At 69.8% G+C, this 17,944-nt stretch carries 14 protein-coding genes and 1 pseudogene; 3 read left to right on the top strand and 12 right to left on the bottom strand.

Going from position 1 to position 17,944, the window contains the following annotated elements; translation table 11 throughout:
* Window positions 1-50: 50 nt before the first annotated feature.
* Complete coding sequence (locus AB0Q90_RS24935) at window positions 51-1,469, bottom strand: FAD/NAD(P)-binding protein (RefSeq protein ID WP_363161584.1); 1,419 nt, start codon at window positions 1,467-1,469, stop codon at window positions 51-53.
* 158 nt (window positions 1,470-1,627) lie between these two features.
* On the opposite strand from AB0Q90_RS24935, the gene AB0Q90_RS24930 reads away from it, so the two are divergent.
* Window positions 1,628-2,764 carry a helix-turn-helix transcriptional regulator gene (locus AB0Q90_RS24930; RefSeq protein WP_363161583.1) on the top strand — a complete coding sequence of 379 codons (1,137 nt, stop codon included), beginning with the start codon at window positions 1,628-1,630 and terminating at the stop codon, window positions 2,762-2,764.
* Window positions 2,765-2,800: 36 nt separating this feature from the next.
* Here AB0Q90_RS24930 and AB0Q90_RS24925 read toward each other — a convergent pair whose 3' ends face one another.
* Window positions 2,801-3,736: a LysR family transcriptional regulator gene (locus tag AB0Q90_RS24925; RefSeq protein WP_363161582.1), complete on the bottom strand. Its 936-nt coding sequence runs from the start codon at window positions 3,734-3,736 to the stop codon at window positions 2,801-2,803.
* Between the two features lie 134 nt (window positions 3,737-3,870).
* Here AB0Q90_RS24925 and AB0Q90_RS24920 point away from each other — a divergent pair, with 134 nt between their 5' ends.
* Window positions 3,871-5,127: an MFS transporter gene (locus AB0Q90_RS24920; protein WP_363161581.1), complete on the top strand. Its 1,257-nt coding sequence runs from the start codon at window positions 3,871-3,873 to the stop codon at window positions 5,125-5,127.
* Window positions 5,128-5,138: 11 nt separating this feature from the next.
* On the opposite strand, the pseudogene AB0Q90_RS24915 reads toward AB0Q90_RS24920, so the two are convergent.
* Window positions 5,139-5,875, bottom strand: a pseudogene (locus AB0Q90_RS24915) (hypothetical protein).
* Between the two features lie 151 nt (window positions 5,876-6,026).
* On the opposite strand from AB0Q90_RS24915, the gene AB0Q90_RS24910 reads away from it, so the two are divergent.
* Window positions 6,027-6,260: a hypothetical protein gene (locus AB0Q90_RS24910; protein WP_363161580.1), complete on the top strand. Its 234-nt coding sequence runs from the start codon at window positions 6,027-6,029 to the stop codon at window positions 6,258-6,260.
* Here the strand turns inward: AB0Q90_RS24910 and AB0Q90_RS24905 are convergent.
* The 9 genes from AB0Q90_RS24905 to AB0Q90_RS24865 all read right to left on the bottom strand — a co-directional run bounded on the left by AB0Q90_RS24905 (window position 6,257) and on the right by AB0Q90_RS24865 (window position 17,719).
* Window positions 6,257-7,138, bottom strand: coding sequence for an endonuclease/exonuclease/phosphatase family protein (locus tag AB0Q90_RS24905; protein ID WP_363161579.1), 882 nt, complete (start codon window positions 7,136-7,138; stop codon window positions 6,257-6,259). The two genes, AB0Q90_RS24910 and AB0Q90_RS24905, sit on opposite strands and share 4 nt — an antisense overlap.
* A gap of 47 nt (window positions 7,139-7,185) precedes the next feature.
* Entirely contained in the window at window positions 7,186-7,497 is a 312-nt protein-coding gene (locus AB0Q90_RS24900) for a hypothetical protein (RefSeq protein WP_363161578.1), read from the bottom strand.
* A gap of 266 nt (window positions 7,498-7,763) precedes the next feature.
* On the bottom strand, window positions 7,764-10,724 hold the full coding sequence (locus AB0Q90_RS24895) for a carbohydrate binding domain-containing protein (protein ID WP_363161676.1): 2,961 nt from the start codon (window positions 10,722-10,724) through the stop codon (window positions 7,764-7,766).
* 315 nt (window positions 10,725-11,039) lie between these two features.
* Window positions 11,040-11,537 (bottom strand): hypothetical protein, encoded by a 498-nt coding sequence (locus AB0Q90_RS24890; protein WP_363161577.1) that lies wholly within the window; start codon window positions 11,535-11,537, stop codon window positions 11,040-11,042.
* A gap of 126 nt (window positions 11,538-11,663) precedes the next feature.
* Window positions 11,664-13,211: a pectate lyase gene (locus AB0Q90_RS24885; RefSeq protein WP_363161576.1), complete on the bottom strand. Its 1,548-nt coding sequence runs from the start codon at window positions 13,209-13,211 to the stop codon at window positions 11,664-11,666.
* Between the two features lie 766 nt (window positions 13,212-13,977).
* Window positions 13,978-14,976, bottom strand: a complete 999-nt coding sequence (gene gap, locus AB0Q90_RS24880) for a type I glyceraldehyde-3-phosphate dehydrogenase (protein ID WP_363161575.1) — start codon at window positions 14,974-14,976, stop codon at window positions 13,978-13,980.
* A gap of 123 nt (window positions 14,977-15,099) precedes the next feature.
* Window positions 15,100-16,056, bottom strand: coding sequence for a helix-turn-helix domain-containing protein (locus tag AB0Q90_RS24875; protein WP_363161574.1), 957 nt, complete (start codon window positions 16,054-16,056; stop codon window positions 15,100-15,102).
* Between the two features lie 152 nt (window positions 16,057-16,208).
* The gene (locus AB0Q90_RS24870; protein WP_363161573.1) at window positions 16,209-17,090 is read right to left on the bottom strand and encodes a hypothetical protein; all 882 of its coding nucleotides are present in this window, start codon (window positions 17,088-17,090) and stop codon (window positions 16,209-16,211) included.
* A gap of 197 nt (window positions 17,091-17,287) precedes the next feature.
* Complete coding sequence (locus AB0Q90_RS24865) at window positions 17,288-17,719, bottom strand: hypothetical protein (RefSeq protein ID WP_363161572.1); 432 nt, start codon at window positions 17,717-17,719, stop codon at window positions 17,288-17,290.
* Between the last annotated feature and the right edge of the window lie 225 nt (window positions 17,720-17,944).

The raw sequence follows: 17,944 nt of genomic DNA, 5'->3' as shown, positions 1-17,944 counted from the left end.
TTGGTCGGTGGCCAGGGCCAGGTTCGGGCCGGCTGCCGCGAGTCCGTGACTCATGCTGTCCGCAAGGCCTGCGCGGTGCCGGCCGCCTGGGCGGCGATGCCGGGGATGCTGGAGGTGATGAACGAGCCGCCACCGGTCATGTCTCCGACCACGTGCACGCGCGGGTCGGCGGGGATCAGGCCGCCGGACGGGTGGAGCGTGGCCAGGCCGGTGCCCACCAGGGACTGCACCAGCTGCCGGGCGGCGGCCGGGACGGCTTGCGGCGGCGGGTTCACGGCGTTGACGACGATCTCCGCGGTGCGCTCGCCGTCGTCGTGTCGCACCCTGAACCGCCCGTTGGCCGGCTCGATCGCTCGGACGCCGGCCAGCACGGCGAGCCGGCCGGCATCCAACAGCCGCATCAGCACGGACGCGTTGACCGGAACCATGGGCGAGGCCACGCTGACGGCCGTGCGCAGGTGGCGCCGTAGCCGGGCGCGGTCGGATTCGGGCAGCAGCCGCCAGGCGTACGGTCCGACGCTGTGCGCCGTCTGCTGCACTACGCGGCGGCCGATCCGGGGATCGTCGACGGCGGCCATCTGGCGCCGGAGCCGTTGGACCGGGTCCTCGGCCGCAGGGTCCAGCAGGTCGGCCGCGAGGTCGTCGAAGTCCTCACCCGCGTCGGCCAGTTCCGCGCGCAGCAGCCCGATCAGGTCGTCGAGGGTGACCTCGCCGCGGGCCTTGTGCAGCGCCGCCACCCGTTCGGCCGTCACATGCCGCGGGCGCCGGCCGTCCGGGCGCTGCCAGACGTGGGGCAGCACCCCGCTGCGCGACAGGAGCGCGATCCGTCCCCGGTGACCCCGCGCGGCGAGCGACACGACGACGTCCACGGCGGTCAGGCCGCTGCCGATGATCGCCACATCTCCCCCGGCGGGGACGTGGTCCAGTGCGTCGGCCATCGGGTAGGGGTCGGCGGTGAAGCCCGGGTTGCCTGCGAGGCCGTACAGGTCCGGGGGTGTTCCTCCGCCCACGCACAGCGCCAGATGCGTGGCCTCGTACTCCTCTGTGTCGTGCGTGTGCAGCACGAGTCGGGTTCCGCGGCGGGCGACCTCGGTCACGCGCGCGGCAACGATGTGCACGAGCCAACCCTGCTCGTTCAGGGCCGCGACGGCCTTCTCGGCGGTGTGCGCCAGATACTCGCCGTAGAGCGCACGCGGGACCAGCGGTTGGCCCAGGAGTTCGTCGACGTGGTCGGCGCCTCGTTCCCCCAGCCAGGCCGCGTAGTGGCCGAAGTCGCCGTGCCGGATCGACATGAGAGCGGGCGGCGAGTTCACCAGTACCGCATCCAGGTCCGGGCCGTACGGCCGCCCCCGCCACAGATGCGGCGACGGCTCGAAGACCGTGATCGTGCCGCTCTCGCCCTCCAGGGCGGCCAGCGCGTCCAGCAGTCCGACCGCTGCCGAACCCCCTCCGACAATCGCGATATCCATGATCTCCCTCTTCGGTGGTCGTGTGTCATCGACCTTCGCCAACGCCGCCGCCCAGCCCCATCCCCCGCACAGGGGCGACCGGCCTGAAATACCCCCCTCGAACGAGGGGTTGGCGCCATACGGAAGGCCGGGCAGGCTGACCGGCGGAGGGGATACGTATGACCGATCCAGCCCGGCCGGTGCTGTCGGCCGCCGAACGGGCCGCCGACGCAGTGGAGTTGTTCAGCCGGGCCGCGGCCGGGCTGCGACGGCTGGTGCCCTACCACTCGGCCGTGTGGACGGCCGCCGACCCGGAGACCGGCCTGATCACGGCGCCGATGCTGACCGAGGACCTCGGCGACGGTGAGGGCTGTGCCGCCTACTGGGAGAGCGAACTCCTGGAAGAGAACATCGTGCCGTTCCGCGACCTGGCACGCGCGCGTGTACCGGCCGCCGGACTGCGCGCCGCCACCGGCGATCTGCCCGCCCGCAGCACCCGCTTCCGCCGCCTCCTGCTCCGCCAGGGCGTACACGACGAACTGCGCGCCGTACTGCGGATCGGCGACCGGCCATGGGGCCTGGTGAGCCTGTTCCGCACCACCGACGCGTTCCGCACGGACGAGATCACGCTGCTCGCCGGCCTGTCCCGCCCCCTGGCCGCGCGCCTGCGCGGCTTCGCCGGGCCGCCCGAGCCCGCACGACGCACCGGCTCACCCTCGCCCGGCCTGATCCTCTTCAACGACTCCGGCGACGCCGTGTCGATCAATGACGAAGCACGGCATTACCTCGCGCTACTGCCGAAGGGGCCCTCGTTCCCCTCACCGCTGGAACTGAAGCTGCCCATCTGGGTGATCGGCACGGCCCTCCAGGCACGAGCCATCGCCGACGGCCGCGACCACGGCCACGCCCGCGTGCGCATCCGCACCACCGAGGGCCAGTGGCTCAACTGCCACGCCTCCGCCCTCACCGGGCCCGGCGGCCGGTCCGGCCCCATCGCCCTCGTCATCGAGCCCGCCGCACCCACCGACCTGGCGGTCCTGGCCGCCGAGGCGTACGGCCTGACCCCGCGGGAGCTCCAGATCACCCAGCTCGTCGCACGTGGGATGACCACCACCGAGATCGCCACGGCACTGTTCATCTCCCCGCACACAGTCCGCGACCACCTCAAGACCGTTTTCACCAAGGCAGGCGTCTCCAGCCGAGGCGAACTCGTCGCCCGCCTGTTCACCGAGCACTACTGGCCCGCCCTGCCGGAACCAAGTCACATCGAGCGCCCCGGCCGGTCTCCGGCCCAAGCCCGAATTCCCCACGGCTGAGCCGCTGTGCGGCGGCTCGTGGACCGCGTTGTGCCATCAGCGCGGAATCACCCAGCCCGGTGCCCAGGTCCCGGTGGTGTCCTGGCCGGCGGCTGTGGCGGCGAGGTAGGCGCGCAGGGTGGCCAGCGCCGGGTGGGGGTTGTCGCGGTGCCACAAAAGCGAGTGCGGGTAGACGGGTGTCGGGTCGGTGACCGGGATGAGGCGCAGGCCGTGGCCGGCGGGCCAGACGAGGCGGGTCCGCCCGCCCATGAAGGTGGCCAGGGCCGGGGTGTCGGCGACGGTGTCGAGGAGGGCGTCGGAGCCGAAGTTGGGGCCGGTCACCTCGATGGTGAGGCCGAACTCGGCCACGAGGTCGTCGTAGTAGGCGGCCCACTCGGAACCGGGGACGATGCCGGGCATCCAGATCCGGTGCCCGGCGAGCCGGGCGAGGGTCACCGACCGGGCGCCCGCCAGCGCGTGCGCCGGGCCGGTCAGCAGCTGGAGCGGTTCGTCGAGCACCCGGGCGGACTCGATCTCCTCGAAGAGGGGTCGGCCGGGCGCGGCCACGGCGCGGAAGGACGCGTCGATCGTGCCTGAGCGGATGGCGGAAACGGCCGTCTCGATGTCGAGCAGCATCACCACGTCGAGGTCGATGTCGGGGTGCGCGCGGTGAAAAGCCCGCATCAGGCCCGTCGCCGCGCCGCGCGAGGCGATCACGTCGACGCGCAGCGGACGGCGTCCGGTACGCACGGATGCTTCCGCGCGCTCGGCGACGCGCAGCAGTTCGCGCGCGTGGGGCAGGAACGCCTGCCCGTCGATGGTGAGTTCGGCGCCGCGCGCGGTGCGGGTGAACAGCCGCACGCCCAGGTTGCGCTCCAGCGCGGCGATCCGCTTGGAGACGGCCTGCTGGGTGATCGCCAGCTCGGCGGCGGCCTCCTGGAACTGCCCCGCCTCGGCGGCGACGACGAAGGTCCGCACGGTGTCGAGATCCATACCGACACCCTACGAGTACAACCGTTGGTTGTGTCTGAGGACGCTGCGGTTGTTTGATCCCATGGTGCGGCGCTCGCTTTGATGCTTCCGGTCGCGAAATGGTTGTGCGGGTCAAGGGGCGAGGGGCGTCGGGCGTGAGGAGCGGGAACGGGAGCGGGAGCGGGCATCGGCTGGGGCCGCGGTTCGGGTGGTTGTGGGGCGCGTACGGGACCAGCGCGCTCGGCACCTGGCTCGCCTTCGGCGCGTTCCCCCTGATCGCCATCCAGGTGCTGCACGCCGGGCCGGCCGAGGTCGCCGCGCTCGCCGGCGTGGGGTCCGCGGTGGGCGCGGCCGTCGCGGTGCCGCTCGGGGGGTGGGTGGAGTTCCGCCGTAAGCGGTCCGTGCTGATAGCGATGGACCTGGTGCGCTGCGCGGCGCTGCTGACGATCCCCGCCGCGTTCGCCCTCGGCGTGCTCACCCTTCTTCAGCTCCTTGCGGTCTCGGTCGTCGTCGCGGCGGCCGACATCACCTTCCGCGCCGCCTCGGGCGCGTACCTCAAGACGCTGCTGCCGGACGAGGACCTGCTCGTCGCCAACGCCCGCCTCGAATCGACCGCCTGGACGACCACGATCATCGGGCCCCCGCTGGGCGGCGCGGCGACCGGGCTGCTCGGTCCGGTGTCGACGGTGGTGGCCGACGCCGTCAGCTACCTCCTCTCCGCCCTGGGCCTCCGCCGAATCGGCGGGCACGAGCCGCTACCCGAGCGCCGGCAGGACACGCGCCTGCGGGCCGGGGACCTGCTCGACGGCTGGCGGCACATCCTCGCCGACGCCACGCTGCGGCCGCTGTTCTTCAACACCGCCCTGTTCAACGGCCTGGTGATGGCCACCCAGCCGCTCCTGGCCGTCCTGATGCTCGACCGACTCGGCTTCGCACCGTGGCAGTACGGCCTCGCCTTCGCCGTACCCTCCATCGGCGGACTGCTCGGTTCACGTCTGGCCCGACCGCTCGCCGCCCGGTTCGGCCGGCACCGGGTGCTGGTCGCTGCCGGCTCCCTGCGCGCCGTCTGGCCCGTCGGCCTTGCCTTCCTCGGGTCGGGAACCGCAGGCCTGCTGCTCGTCATCGGCGTCGAACTCGGGCTCATCCTCTGCTGCGGCATCTTCAACCCCGTCCACGCCACCTACCGCCTCCAGCGCACCCCGACCGACCGAATTGCCCGCACCCTCACCGCCTGGTCGGTGACCACCAAAGCCACCACCGCACTCCTGACGGCCCTGTGGGGCCTCATCGGCGCCCTCCTCGGCCCGCGGACAGCCATAGGCCTGGCCGGCGTGATTCTGCTGGCGACGCCGCTGCTGCTCCCACGCCGTATGGCTACCCCGCTCATGAGCGGTAGCGAGAAGGTGCATTGAGCGCTTGAGCGCTATTGCGGTCGCATCAGGTCGAGGTCCTTGCCCCATGCGTCCAGCACGTCACCGTGTCCGGCCTGCCGGACGGCTGCCTCGACATCAGCGAAGAGCTGCCGCTGCACGGTGACATCGCCGGTTCCCGAGATCCGGTCCACAGCACGAAGCAGCAAGTCGGTGTCCCAGCCCGGCAGTGGGTATCGCGCAAGCTCCCACTCCAGGTACTTGTTGTAGGGGCGGGGACGACGGTCGAGAGCGAAGAGCAGCTCCAGTAGAAACTCAACGCTGTCGCCGGCATCGAGGCGAGCGGCGAGTGACTGGCCGTCCCGGTGGTTCTTGGCGGAGCGGTAGAGGGAGTTGGCGTAGGCGTCCAGCCAGCGCCGCGAGTCTCCGGATGCCTCGTCGGTGCCCAGACGCGCCTTGTCGGCCAGAATTCGAGCGATGCCTCCTTGGAGCGGTCGAGCACAATCCGGGCCCGGGCGAGGGCGTACCGCTCGAAACCAGGCATGCCGGCCGCACGGAACTCGGCGAGAGTGACGATGACGAGGTCGAGCTCGGGACTGCGGTGACCAGTGAACCGGGTGAGATCCATTGATACGTCATCGGCGAGGACCACGTACAGGTCGTGATCGGAGTGCCGCGTGACCATGCCCTCATGTGCTCGGGAGCCTTTGAGGACAAGTCCGACGACGGCCGAGTCAGCGGCGGCGAATTCGACAAACGCGTCGTAGGCGAGGGGCTGCTGAGCAGTCATTGCGTGAGTCTCCGGTGTGATGGTGACGGGTATGCCCGCTGGGGCGGCCCCCGCTCAGGGGGCGCACTGGACCGTCCGCGGCTGCACATGGCGGCCGCCCGGGAGATCAACTCACGTCTGGAGTCTATCGTTTGACCGGAGGGGGCTGCGCGTGCAGACCGCATGCGGCAGCGCCGCTGCACATGAGGTCGATGCCCCCAGTGGACTCAGCGGCATCGTCCGCAACGTCGAGGCCACCGACGACCCGGCGCTTCCGGTGTCCCGGTCACCGGTCGGGCTGCAGGAGCTCGCCGAGGTGCAGATCGATCACTGCGATCGACTGACCGACCTCTTCGCCCCCTCCCCCGCCGACGGCTCAAGGTCTCCGCACTCGGAACCGCTCTAAGTCAGGTCCAGGTCGGAGTGGAGCAGGTGGTGGTCCGAGTACGGGGTGGGCTGCACGTGGTGGGTGAGTGGGGCGATGCCTCGTAGGAAGATGTAGTCGAACTTGGTGTGCCATTCGGTGGTCGTCTCGCAGGTGCCGAGGGTCGAAGGGCGGCATTGGGGGTCGACGTCCTCGGCCAGTGCCCACATTGGGGTGAGTTCGGGAGCGTCCGGCACGGCGTTGAAGTCACCGAGGACGATGGCGCGGTCGTGTCGGGCGACAGCTGCGGCGAGTACGTCCGTCTGGTCTGCTCGGACCGCTTCTTGGCGTCGTTCGGCGAGGTGGGTGTTGAAGACCCGGACGAGACGGCCGCCCACCCGGGTGGTGACTGCCATGTATCCGCGGTCCTCGGACCCCCCGTCGGGGTATTCCACAGCGACGCGGTCCGTCATCGGCGCCGGCGACAGGATCGCCTGGCCGTAGGCTCCCGGGCTCCACGGCACTCCCCCGCAACGGCCCCAATTCCGCAGAACCGATCCGTACTCGACGTGGTAGGTCAGCCCGTACAGGCTCTCCAGGTAGTCCCGGATCCGCTCGACGTCGCGCACACATGCTTCCTGCAGGCCGACGACCTGGGGCGCATACGTGGCGATCTCCGCCGCCCGGTCGACGTTGCTCTCCTCGCACGGGTTGCAGATGTTCCACGTCATCACCCGGTTCGGTACGACGTCCCTGGCTGCGCCGACGGGCAGCGAGCCGCCGACGGGGGTACCGCGTGGCGCACTGGGGCCGACCAGTGCCGCACAGGCCACGATCATGGCTCCCGCGACCAAACGTGTGCCCCGTCCGAGCAACATCGCCTCCTGGATGTGGATGCACATGGCATCGGTCTTGTCCATCCATGAGGGTATGCGACGGGGTGTCACCCTTACCTGCTGAGCCGACGTCACCGTTCCCGAATGCGCCACCACCACCAGCGCCCGGCCGTCCACTCGCTGACCCAGCCCGGGTTCGGCAGCGTACGACGTTCGAACTCCTCGTCGATCCGCTCCACCAAGCGGCCCAGATCTGCTCGGGCCCCCTTGGGCAGATGCCGCAGAGCCACCTGAAGGTCGTCCCGGGCGTCCTCGATCTCGATGCCGGGACTGTCGCCCGGGCCGGTCAGATATCGTCCCGGCTGTCTGAAAGCCCACTCGAACCGGCTGAGCGCGTCAGCAACCGCGTCCGGCCACAGGTGTTCGGCTTCAACACGTCGCACGGCTGCCCGGGTTCGCGCTGATACGCCCGAAATCCGGCGGACCGGCATGTGTCTGGGTGGCCGCCATCGCTCGGCGCGGACGGCCTTCGGACGCCTACGCGGCATCGTCCTTTCGGATCACAGTCATGTCGGCATTGTGCCATCGCAAGGCCTTGGGCGTGCCCGTGTACCCTGCCGACCCCCGCCCGGGGCGCGAGGCCCATGCCTTCGCATGGGCCTCGCCCCGTTCCTGGTGTCCGTGCCGGGGCGAGCGGACAGGCCGGACCTCACTTCAGATACGGACCGTCAGCTCCGATCTTTCCGGGGCCGTTGAGGACGTACACCCTCAGGTTTCCCTTGCCCGGGGCGGCGGTGGTCAGTGTGCCGTTGGTGACGGTCTTCGCGTCGCCGGTGACGGCGTCGGTGTAGGTGCCGTTCGGGATGCCGGTGAAGGTGGCGCCGCCTGTGACGGCGACCAGGGCGAAGCTGTCGGTTGCTCCGCTGGTGTAGCGGCGTTTGAACGCCATCTCGCCCGTGATGCCTTCGGTGGAGTACTGGCCCATCTGCAGGGCCGGAACCGCCCGGCGGATCTGGTTCAGTCGCTGGAGGTGACGGGCCAGGGGCTGGGACAGCGTGGTGGCGACCTGGCCGCTCACCGAGTCGGCCTTGCCGAACTCCGAGGCCGTCACGGTGCCGGCCAGGTGGTCGCCGAAGTAGGCCCGGCCGGTCGAGGCCAGGGGGCAGGTGGGGCCGCAGTCGATCTGCTTGCCCTTCTGGAACTCGATTTCCGAGCCGTAGTACAGAGTTGGGATGCCGCGGAAGGTCCACATCAGCGACATGTTCTCGGCCCAGGCGTCGGTGCCTCCGCTGTAGCGGGTGCTCGACTTGTTCGGGCCGTAGTCGTGGCTGTCGACGTAGACGACGTTGTAGGTGGCGTCGTTGACGCTGTCGTCGGAGTCCTTGCCGTTGTAGAAGGCGTTCTGGGCGTCGCTGAAGTTCATGTGCATGCGCATGTCGATGATGTTCATGCCGGAGAACTGGCTGCGATCGGGCGTGTGGTAGGTGTTGCCGTTGAGGAAGGCGTTGGTGGAGGTGGGCTGGTTGCCCGTGCCCAACTGCTGCTCGTAGTCGTACTGTTCAAGCGCCGCCTTCTCGTCGTCCGCGCTGTACTCCTTGCGTTCCTTCCAGGTGTAGAACTGCGCGGAGTGGTTGACCGAGCCGCGGTTCCACTTGTCGTTGACGAAGGCCGCGACCTCTCCGAAGACGAAGAAGTTCTTCGCCGCGTCGGCGCCGAACTGCTGGGTGACACGTTCCTGAATCGCGGGCAGGAAGCGGCGGTTCCAGGTGACGCGCGGGATGTGTACGGCCGTGTCGACGCGGAAGCCGTCGACGCCCATGTCGATGTACTTGTTGTAGGCGCCGATGAGGTAGTTCTGCACGGGTGTCGACTCGGTGTTGAAGTCGGCCAGGTCCTCGTGCAGCCAGCAGGAGCGGGAGTCCTCGCCCTCCCAGTTGCCGATCCAGCACTGGTGGTAGTACTGCTGGGGGAACATGCCCGAAGTCGGGCTGGGCCACTGGCAGTTGTAGAGGGTGTAGCCCTCGGCGCTCTTGCCGCCGGTGGGCTTGCCCCAGTTGAGGCAGGTGTTGCCGGACGGCTCGGCCGTCGACCACAGGTCGCCGTTGTAGTAGGACTTGCCGGACTTCGTCTCGACGGTCAGGCCGTCGTATTCGAAGCCCTCGTTCTTCTCGTCGTAGTACCAGCTCCACTGCGTGTCGCGGACGCCGTACACCGTCGGGGTGTACAGGCCCTTGGCGCCCCAGCGGGAGCTGTGGTTGTACACGACGTCCTGGTAGATCTTCATGCCCTTGGCGTGCGCCGCGTTGATGAGGTCCTGGTAGGAGGCGCCTTCCGACTCCAGTCGTGGGTCGACCTTGTAGAGGTCGTAGCCGTGGTAGCCGTGGTAGTCGTAGTCGGAGCGGTTGAGGACGACGGGGGTGACCCAAACGGCGGAGAAGCCGAGGGCCTTGATGTAGTCGAGTTTGGCGATCAGGCCCTTGAAGTCGCCCCGGAACATGGGGTCGTCATTGGCCGCGTTGCCGGACTTCACATGCTGGCTGCCGCCGCGGTTGTTGGCGCTGTCGCCGTCGTGGAAGCGGGCGGTGAGAACGAAGTAGATCGGGTCCTTGCGCGGGTCGGTGCCCAGCGGGGTGCCGGCGGCCGGCTGTGGGGCCTTCTCGCCGGTGGTCGCCGTTGCCGCCGCCGAGGCGGGTGAGGTGTTGCCGGCCGCGTCGACCGCCTTGACGGTGTAGGTGTAGGCGGTCTTCTCCTCCAGGCCGGTGTCGGTGAGGACAGTCGAGCCGACGTCCGTCACCACCGTGCCCTGGGTGCCGCCGGTGCGGGTGACCTGATACTTCGTCACGCCCCGGTTGTCACTGGCCGCTTCCCAGCTCACGACCACGGACGTGTGGGTGGCCTCGGCCGTGACGTCGGTGGGGGCCGTCGGTGCCTCGGTGTCCGGTTCCTCCGCGGCGCAGGGGTCGTTGGCGCCGGCGGTGACGGTGCGGTCCCGCACGGTCGTGGTGCCGGTCGGGATCGTGTAGTCGGCGCTGTTGTTGTTGTCCCAGACGCCGTTGCCGTTGTTGAACGCCGCCTTCAGCGAGGTGGCGGTGCCGATGTCGAGGGTCTTCTTCCACCAGCCGGTGCAGGCCGCTTCCATGCCGACGCCGGGGGCGGTCGTCCAGGAGCCGCCGGTCGGGGCGTAGTGGATGTTGGCGGTGGTCCAGCCAGTGGTGGCGGTCGAGTAGTAGACGGTGGCCTGGTTGCCGGTGCCCCCGCCGGTGTCCGCGCACGGGTCGCTGTGGGCGATCACCCCGTCCTTGACGGTGATGGTCCCGGTGCCGAGGGCGTAGTCGGCGCCGCCGTTGTTGTCCCAGGTTCCGGAGCCGTTGTTGAAGGTCGCCTTCAGGCCCGTGGCCGATCCGAGGTCGACCGTCTTCTTCACCCAGTCCGTGCAGGCGCTTTCCATCAGCTCGCCCGGAACCGTGGTCCACGATCCGCCGTCGGGGGCGTAGTGCAGGTAGGTGGAGGCCCAGTTCTTGGTCTTCGTGTAGTAGAAGACGGTCGCCGTGTTCGACGCCTCCGCGGCGGTGGGCAGGCTCGCGGCGCCCGCCTGGGGCGGGCCGCTGAGCAGGGCGATGGCGCCTGCCGCCGCGGCGGCCGTGGCGGTGACCCGGCGCAGCGGACGCATGCGTCTGCCAGGCCCGTATCTGGTGGGGGCGAGTCTCATGGTGGCTCCGAGTGCGGGCAGCGGGTAGGGAGTTGAGCTGAAAGTACATCCAGCAACTTGCTGCAATCGATTGCAGAGCGGAAGCTACAGGGGCATGACAGACGCGTAAAGAAATACGACGCCGCGAATACCGAGTCGGGGGTGAAGAACGGGATCAATCACCGCAGTCCGCCGCGCCGCTGTCATGGCGTCAACTCCTTGGGAGGCGCGGCCCGTTCTGGTGCGGGGAGACACGGGGCTGGGCGCCCACGAGGAGCCGCCGGCCGCGACTGCCGGTCAGAGTTGACGGCTGATCTGTCGGGAGAGTTCCTCGAAGAACTCTTGGAGGCCGGCCGCGGCGAGGTCGAACTGGCCGGACCAGGAGGCGGTGGTGGACCGCCAGACCCGGCCGGAGCCTGCCAGCGCGAACAGGTGGCCGCCGCCATCGCTCGCGAACACTACGGCGGGCTCCTCCCCTTCGATCTGGAGGAGCCCGTACTCGCGGACGTGGCTTGCGGTCGTCGAAGCGGAGTGGACGAAGTAGCCGATGTGCACATCGGGCAGGGAGATCTCGTCGACCGCCCAGTACAGCGTGGTCAGGTCCGAAGGGATCGGTGTCAGCTCCACGAGCGCGGCCGTGGCTTCGTGGCTCTCGTCCGTGGCCGACGCGATCGCGTTGGTGTCGGGCGGGAAGCCGTGCCGTTCCTCGAACGACCGCATGAGGTCTGCGAGTGCCGTCTCCGTCTGCTCGCACCACCCGCGGAGCCACTCGGCGTTGAGCCGTTCTCCCGTCACCACTGACCCCTTCAACGTGTGCGGAAGAACGTACCGGACCGCCTCTCGCAAGCACTGCCGTGGCCGGTCCTGCGAGCCCCGAACCGGTTCGGGTGTGCGCTCGCAGGCCTTGCTCCTGCGGTGCCGTTACCCGGCGTAGGTCTCGAACTCGGCCACCTTCGGCGTGCCGTTGGAGCCCGTGATCTCGAACGTGACCTTGTTCAGTGAGGTCTGCGGGAAGCTGATGACGCCCGCGCCGGTGCCGGTGGTCAGAACGGCGCCCGTGTCGGCGTTGATGACCCGCCAGGAGCCGATGACGCCCTCGGATCCGGAGGCCTCGCGGATGTTGATTTTGGACACCGTGGTGGCGGAGCCCCACTTGATGGAGATGGAGCCGGTCGAGCCGGTCGGCGACCAGTACGTGCTCATGCTGCCGTCGCGGACATTGCCGTAGCTCGTGCCGTCGGCCTTGCTGGAGCCGTCGGATCCGGCTCCGATGCTGAGGTTGGTGCCGGTGGGCTGGGTCGGGGTCGACGGGGGGGTGGGAGTCGGGGTCGGCGTCGTGGTCGGGGTCGGGTCGGGTGTCTGCGGTGTGCAGTTGCCGTCCGACACCTGCAGCCCCTTGCCGGCGCCCGCCGTGCGGCTCACGACGTCGGGTACGCAGGTGGCGGCGTCGAGCGTGTAGGCGTAAGGGATGCTGACCGTGGTGTTCGACTGCGGGTTCGGGCCGGCGGGGTGGTTCTCGGTGCCGGCGCCGGACCAGGTGACGTTGTCGAAGACGTTGCCGCCGACCTGCCAGTAGCCGAGTTCGTCGGTGTAGAAGGTGCCCAGGACGTCCTTGGAGTCCTCGAAGTAGTTGTTGTCCACCTTGGCCTTGGCGCCGGCGCGGGAGTTGATGCCGGACTCGTTCAGGCTGACGTAGTGGTTGTTGTAGATGTGGGCGGTGCCGCCGCGCAGCAGGGGTGTGCGGGAGTCGATGTTCTCGTAGCGGTTGTGGTGGAAGGTGACGTAGCCGTTGGAGAGGTCGCTCTCGCTGGAGCCGATCAGGCCGCCGCGGCCGGAGTTGCGCAGAATGCTGTACGAGAGCGTCACGTACTGCGTGTTGTCCTTCATGTCGAACAGGCCGTCGTAGCCCTCGGACTCTCCGCCCGACGCCTCAAGGGTGGCGTGATCGACCCAGACGTTGCGAACGTCGCTCTCCATGCCGATCGCGTCGCCGCCGTTGGAGGTGGGCGAGCCCGACTTCTTCACGTTCCGGACGGTGACGTTCTGGATGATGATGTTGCTGGACTCACGGATGTGGATGCCCAGTTGGTCGAAGACGGCTCCGCTGCCTACGCCGATGAGGGTGACGTTGCTGATCTGCTTGAGCTCGATCACTCCGTCGGCCGTGTTGCAGCTGTCGCCCGAGACCTTCGCCGTGTTGGCGTGGTTGATGGTTCCCTCGACCTGGATGACGATCGGCGTGCTGCTGCTGGCGCGGCCGCACAGAGCCGCGTGGATCTGGGTGCCGGTGGTGACACGGACCGTCTGTCCGCCGGCGCCGCCGGTGGTCCCGCCGTTCTGGGTCGCGTAACCGGTGACACCGCCGGTCGCCGCCGACGCCTCGGGCATCGCGAGGGCCACGGCGGCGCCGGCCGCCAGGGCGATCGCGGCCGATGCCGCGGACAGTCGTAGTGCTACAGGTCTCCTCATTCTCGTCTCCTGAATTCACCGTGGTTCATTTGACGGGCGCTGGTGCACGAGCTGCCGCTGTGCAACGTCACGAGAAGCCGTCGCTTCCGACGGTTGCGGAGTTGTGCACCGAACCCGGCCTCGGGATGCACTGATCAAGAGCGCTCTCCCGGAGTGGTCCCAGCACTCCGGGAAAGCGCTTTCTGGCGGCAGACGATAGGGGCCGCCGACAGGGCTGGCAATACCAGCGGCGGAATCTGGTTCACATTCTCGAACGATGTCGAGAGATGACGGCTTAGAGACCCGAGAGCTTGACCTCAAGCTCTTCATGCATGAAGCACTCACATGGATGTGAACGCGCCGGAACCGCGTACCAACCCGCCACTCAAGGAGAACTGATCACCCCAGCCGGTCAGCGACCTCGGAAGCCCTGCCCACCGGTCCCGCCTCGCCGGGCGTTGTTGTACAGCCGCAGCAGGTGCTTCGCGGCCGCGCAGGGCACCGTGTCGACGTGGCACTGCCGGCAGGTGCGCATGTGGTGTTCGTAGGCAGCTCGGGCCTGCTGGAGGGCATCGCCTTGAGACGGCATCGGGGTCCTCGGAATTGCTGACGGAAGGGAGTTGAAGAGGGGGTGCGGTGCCGAGGTGACCGCGAGACGCGCTCTCGGGGCTGCACCCGCGAGAGAAGTTGATCATGTTACTTGTGGTACGGGAAAGTCGGGGCTCATACCTCCGGGCAACAGCGCGCGCCCCCCGCGAAATCGCGAGGGGCGCGTCGATGGGACCGGTCAGCCGGCGGCGAGCAGTTCGAGAGTGTCGATCACTCGGTTCGAGAAGCCCCACTCGTTGTCGTACCAGGCGACGACCTTGACGTGACGGCCGTCGACTCGGGTCAGGGCCGAGTCGAAGATCGACGAGGCCGGGTTGCCCGTGATGTCGGACGACACCAGGGGGTCGTCCGAGTACTCCAGGACGCCGGCGAGCGGGCCCTCCGCCGCGGTGCGGTACGCGGCCAGGATGTCGTCGCGGGTCACCTCGCGCGCGACGGTCGTGTTGAGTTCGACGATCGAACCCACCGGGACCGGCACACGGATCGAGTCGCCCGACAGCTTGCCGTCGAGGTTGGGCAGGACCAGGCCGATCGCCTTGGCGGCGCCCGTCGTGGTCGGCACGATGTTGACGCCCGCGGCGCGGGCGCGGCGGGCGTCGCGGTGCGGGCCGTCCTGGAGATTCTGTTCCTGCGTGTAGGCGTGCACGGTCGTCATGAAGCCGTGCTCGATGCCCGCGAGTTCGTCGAGGACGGAGGCCAGCGGGGCGAGCGCGTTGGTGGTGCAGGAGGCGTTGGAGACGATCGTGTGCAGCGCCGGGTCGTACGCATCGGTGTTGACGCCGTACGCGAGCGTGACGTCGGCGCCGTCCGAGGGCGCGCTGACGAGGACCTTCTTCGCGCCGGCGTCGAGGTGGGCGCGGGCGGCCTTGGCCGAGGTGAAACGGCCGGTGGCCTCCAGCACGATGTCGACACCGAGTTCGGCCCACGGCAGCTGCGCCGGCTCGCGCTCGGCGAGCACCTTGATGCGACGGCCGTCGACGACGAGGGTGTCCTCGTCGACGGTCACCGGGCGGCCGAGCCGGCCGGCCGTCGAGTCGTAGGCGAGCAGCCGGGCCAGAGTGGCGGGTTCCGTGAGGTCGTTGACGGCGACGACCTCGATGTTGCTGTCGCGTTCCAGCAGCGCGCGCAGCACATTGCGTCCGATGCGACCGAAACCGTTGATGGCGATGCGAGTCATGAGTCGTGTCCCTTCGTCTCGCCCACCAGCCTCGCGCGCCGGGCCCGCTGACGACCGCGGCGAGAGCGCCACGGTTCGAAAGGATCGTGCCAGGATGCCCTGGGCCCGGCGACCGCGGCGGGGCTACTCGCCGCGGGTGAAGGTGCGCCGGTACTCGCTGGGCGTGGTGCCGAGGATCTGCTGGAAGTGCTGGCGCAGGTTCGCGCCGGTGCCGAGGCCGACGTCGGTGGCGATCTGCTCGACGCTGCGCTCCGAACGTTCAAGGAGCTCGCGGGCCATGTCGATGCGGGCGCGCATGACCCACTGCATGGGCGTGTAGCCCGTGTCCTCCACGAAGCGTCTGGAGAACGTGCGGGGCGAGACCGCCGCGTGCTGGGCAAGCGCCTTGAGGGTGAGGGGTTCGCCGAGGCGGTGCAGCGCCCACTCCCGGGTGACGGCGAACCGCTCGCCCAGCGGCTCGGGCACGCTGCGCGGCACGAACTGCGCCTGGCCGCCGCTGCGGTAGGGGGCGGCGACCAGGCGCCGGGCCGCGTGGTTGGACGCGGCCACCCCGAGGTCGCCGCGCAGGATGTGCAGGCACAGGTCGATGCCGGAGGCGGCGCCGGCCGAGGTCAGCACACTGCCCTCGTCGACGAACAGCACGTTCTCGTCGACCCGCACGAGCGGATGCCTCGTCATGAGGGCCCGTGTGTAGTGCCAGTGCGTCGTGGCCCGCTTCCCGTCGAGCAGGCCCGTCGCGGCGAGCGCGAAGGCGCCCGTGGAGATGGCGGCGAGCCGCGCGCCCCGCTGGTGGGCGGCGACCAGGGCGTCCACGACGGCCTGCGGTGGATCGTCGCGGTCCGGGAACCGGTAGCCGGGGATGAACACGAGGTCGGCCCACGTCAGCGCGTCCAGCCCATGGGCGACGTGGTACGACAGCCCGTCGCCGCCGGTCACCAGGCCCGGTGCCGCACCGCACACCCGCACCTCGTACGGCATGCTCGCCCGGGTGGTGAACACCTGCGCGGGGATACCGACATCGAGCGGCTTCGCGCCTTCGAGGACCAGGACGGCGACTCGGCGCAGAGGGGAGGTTGGCACGGCAGACAGGGTATGAGGCGCTGGGCAGGGACCGGTCCTTGCCCCGGGCCTGTCGTCGCCGTCGCTCTCGGATGCGGCCCGTGAGTCATCGCGTCGCACTCACCACACCCGCTGACCGCACCCGCCCGCTCCCCACGCGCGGCCTCGGTACCTCAGTGGCTGTGCCCTGATTCGCCGTGGTCCTCGGCGGCCGGGGCGGAAGGGGCTGTCGCCGTCGGCTCCTCGTTCGGACCGCCGCTCGGTGCTGTCCCAGGGGCCGGGCTCTCGGAGGATGCTGGGGCGTGCTGGTGACCGTCCGTGCCCGTCGTCTCCGGTTCGGCTTCGCCGGCAGGCTCTTCGCCGTGGCTGTGCCCGTGACCGTCGCCGCCCGGTTGTGCGGCCATTTCCTCGGCGATGCCCTTCAGACCGACGAAGGCGACGGCCGCCGTCACCGCCACCAGGATCCCGGCCGGACCGGCAATGCTGCGCCATCGGGCGGGCTGGTGGCGCAGCACGTAGGCGACGAAGGACAGTGCGAGGCCGAACGGGATGAGCATCGCCGCACGTTCGGGGAAGTCCTCGAAGTGCTGCAGTCCGCCGCTGAGCATGCCGATGCCGAACGACAGCGCGAGGGAAGCCGCCACCACGCCGCAGACCTTCGCGGGGCTGGGGTGGCTGCGGGTGAGGACGAACTCGTTGAGCAAGGTGGCGCAGAGGAAGACGACGGCGCCTATGACGGCAATGAAGGTGTAGCGGGTGGGATCGAGCGGGTGGTGCACGATGGCGCCGCTGATCAGGCCCGCCCCGACGAAGGTCGCGGCATAGCCCAGGTAGTCGCCGAGCAGCGGGGTTCGTCTGGGTGCCCGGCGGCGGCCGCGCCGGCCGCCGCTCCTGCTCGTGGGCGCCGGTTCTGCCCGGCGCGGCGCGGGCACGGCGGCGTCTGCGGGGAGGAAGTTCGGGCCGCCCGGCGCTGCCGGACGGTAGGGGTGCGTCGGGCGGGAAGCGTCGGGCGGCGCCGGTATGAAGCGGGCGGCGGCAACGTGGTGCTCGGACACGGAAACAGTGACACCTTTCGGCACGGGCCGGCCGTGGAGGCGCTGTGCGTCTGCAGAGTTGGCGGCGCACAGGGCTCCGGACAGCGGCCCGGAAGAGCGCGGACAGGAACAGTCGGCCGGCCTGGCTCATCGAGGCCGCGGACCGGGAACTGTGGGCTGCGCCGAGGCATGGTGGTGCCGTCGGCGCGGGTCTGCCTCTAGATCCGCAGAACGCCGAGGGCGAGGGGTGAGGTGTGCGCGCGGCAGCTGTGCAGTTCCCTGGTGGGCGGCGCCGCGTCGGTGGGGGTCACGGTTCCCGTCGCAAGCTGAGCGGAAGGAACCGGCCACGGCCCGGTGGGTGCCGAGGCCCAGCAGTCGGCCTCGGGCAGGGAGTCCGGGTCCGCCGCGGCGAGGGTGGCTGCATGGTGGAGGGCTTCGACGAAGGTGTCTGCGGCGTGTCGGTCGGAGCCACCCGGGGATGCCGGGTCCGTCGGACCGAGGTCGAGGTAGCCGACGGTCGTGTGCCCGGTGACGCCGTCATGGGCGTCGGCGTGGGCAAGCGTGTGGACGACACCGAGGCCGATGAGGAGCACGCCGAGCAGCAGCAGGCGCGCCAGGAGACCCCCGGCGGTCCTCGATCTGCTCGTCACGTCGCCGTCCCTCGTGCGCGCCGCAGCGCGCAACGCTCGTCCTCGTGCTGGCGGCATCAGCGTACTCACGGCCGGCGGCAGACCGACAAGTGGCCCCCACTCAGCGCCGCCGACCCTACCGACGAACACCGTCGGCACCAGAGCGTCCCGGCCGGCCGGCGACCTCGCCCGGCGTCAGCGTGCGGTCAACACCGCGCAGGACCAAATGCGGCAACGGGAGGGCCG

The sequence above is a fragment of the Streptomyces sp. NPDC079141 genome, from assembly GCF_040686775.1.
Lineage (GTDB): Bacteria > Actinomycetota > Actinomycetes > Streptomycetales > Streptomycetaceae > Streptomyces.
This window is presented reverse-complemented; position numbering and strand designations above follow the sequence as displayed.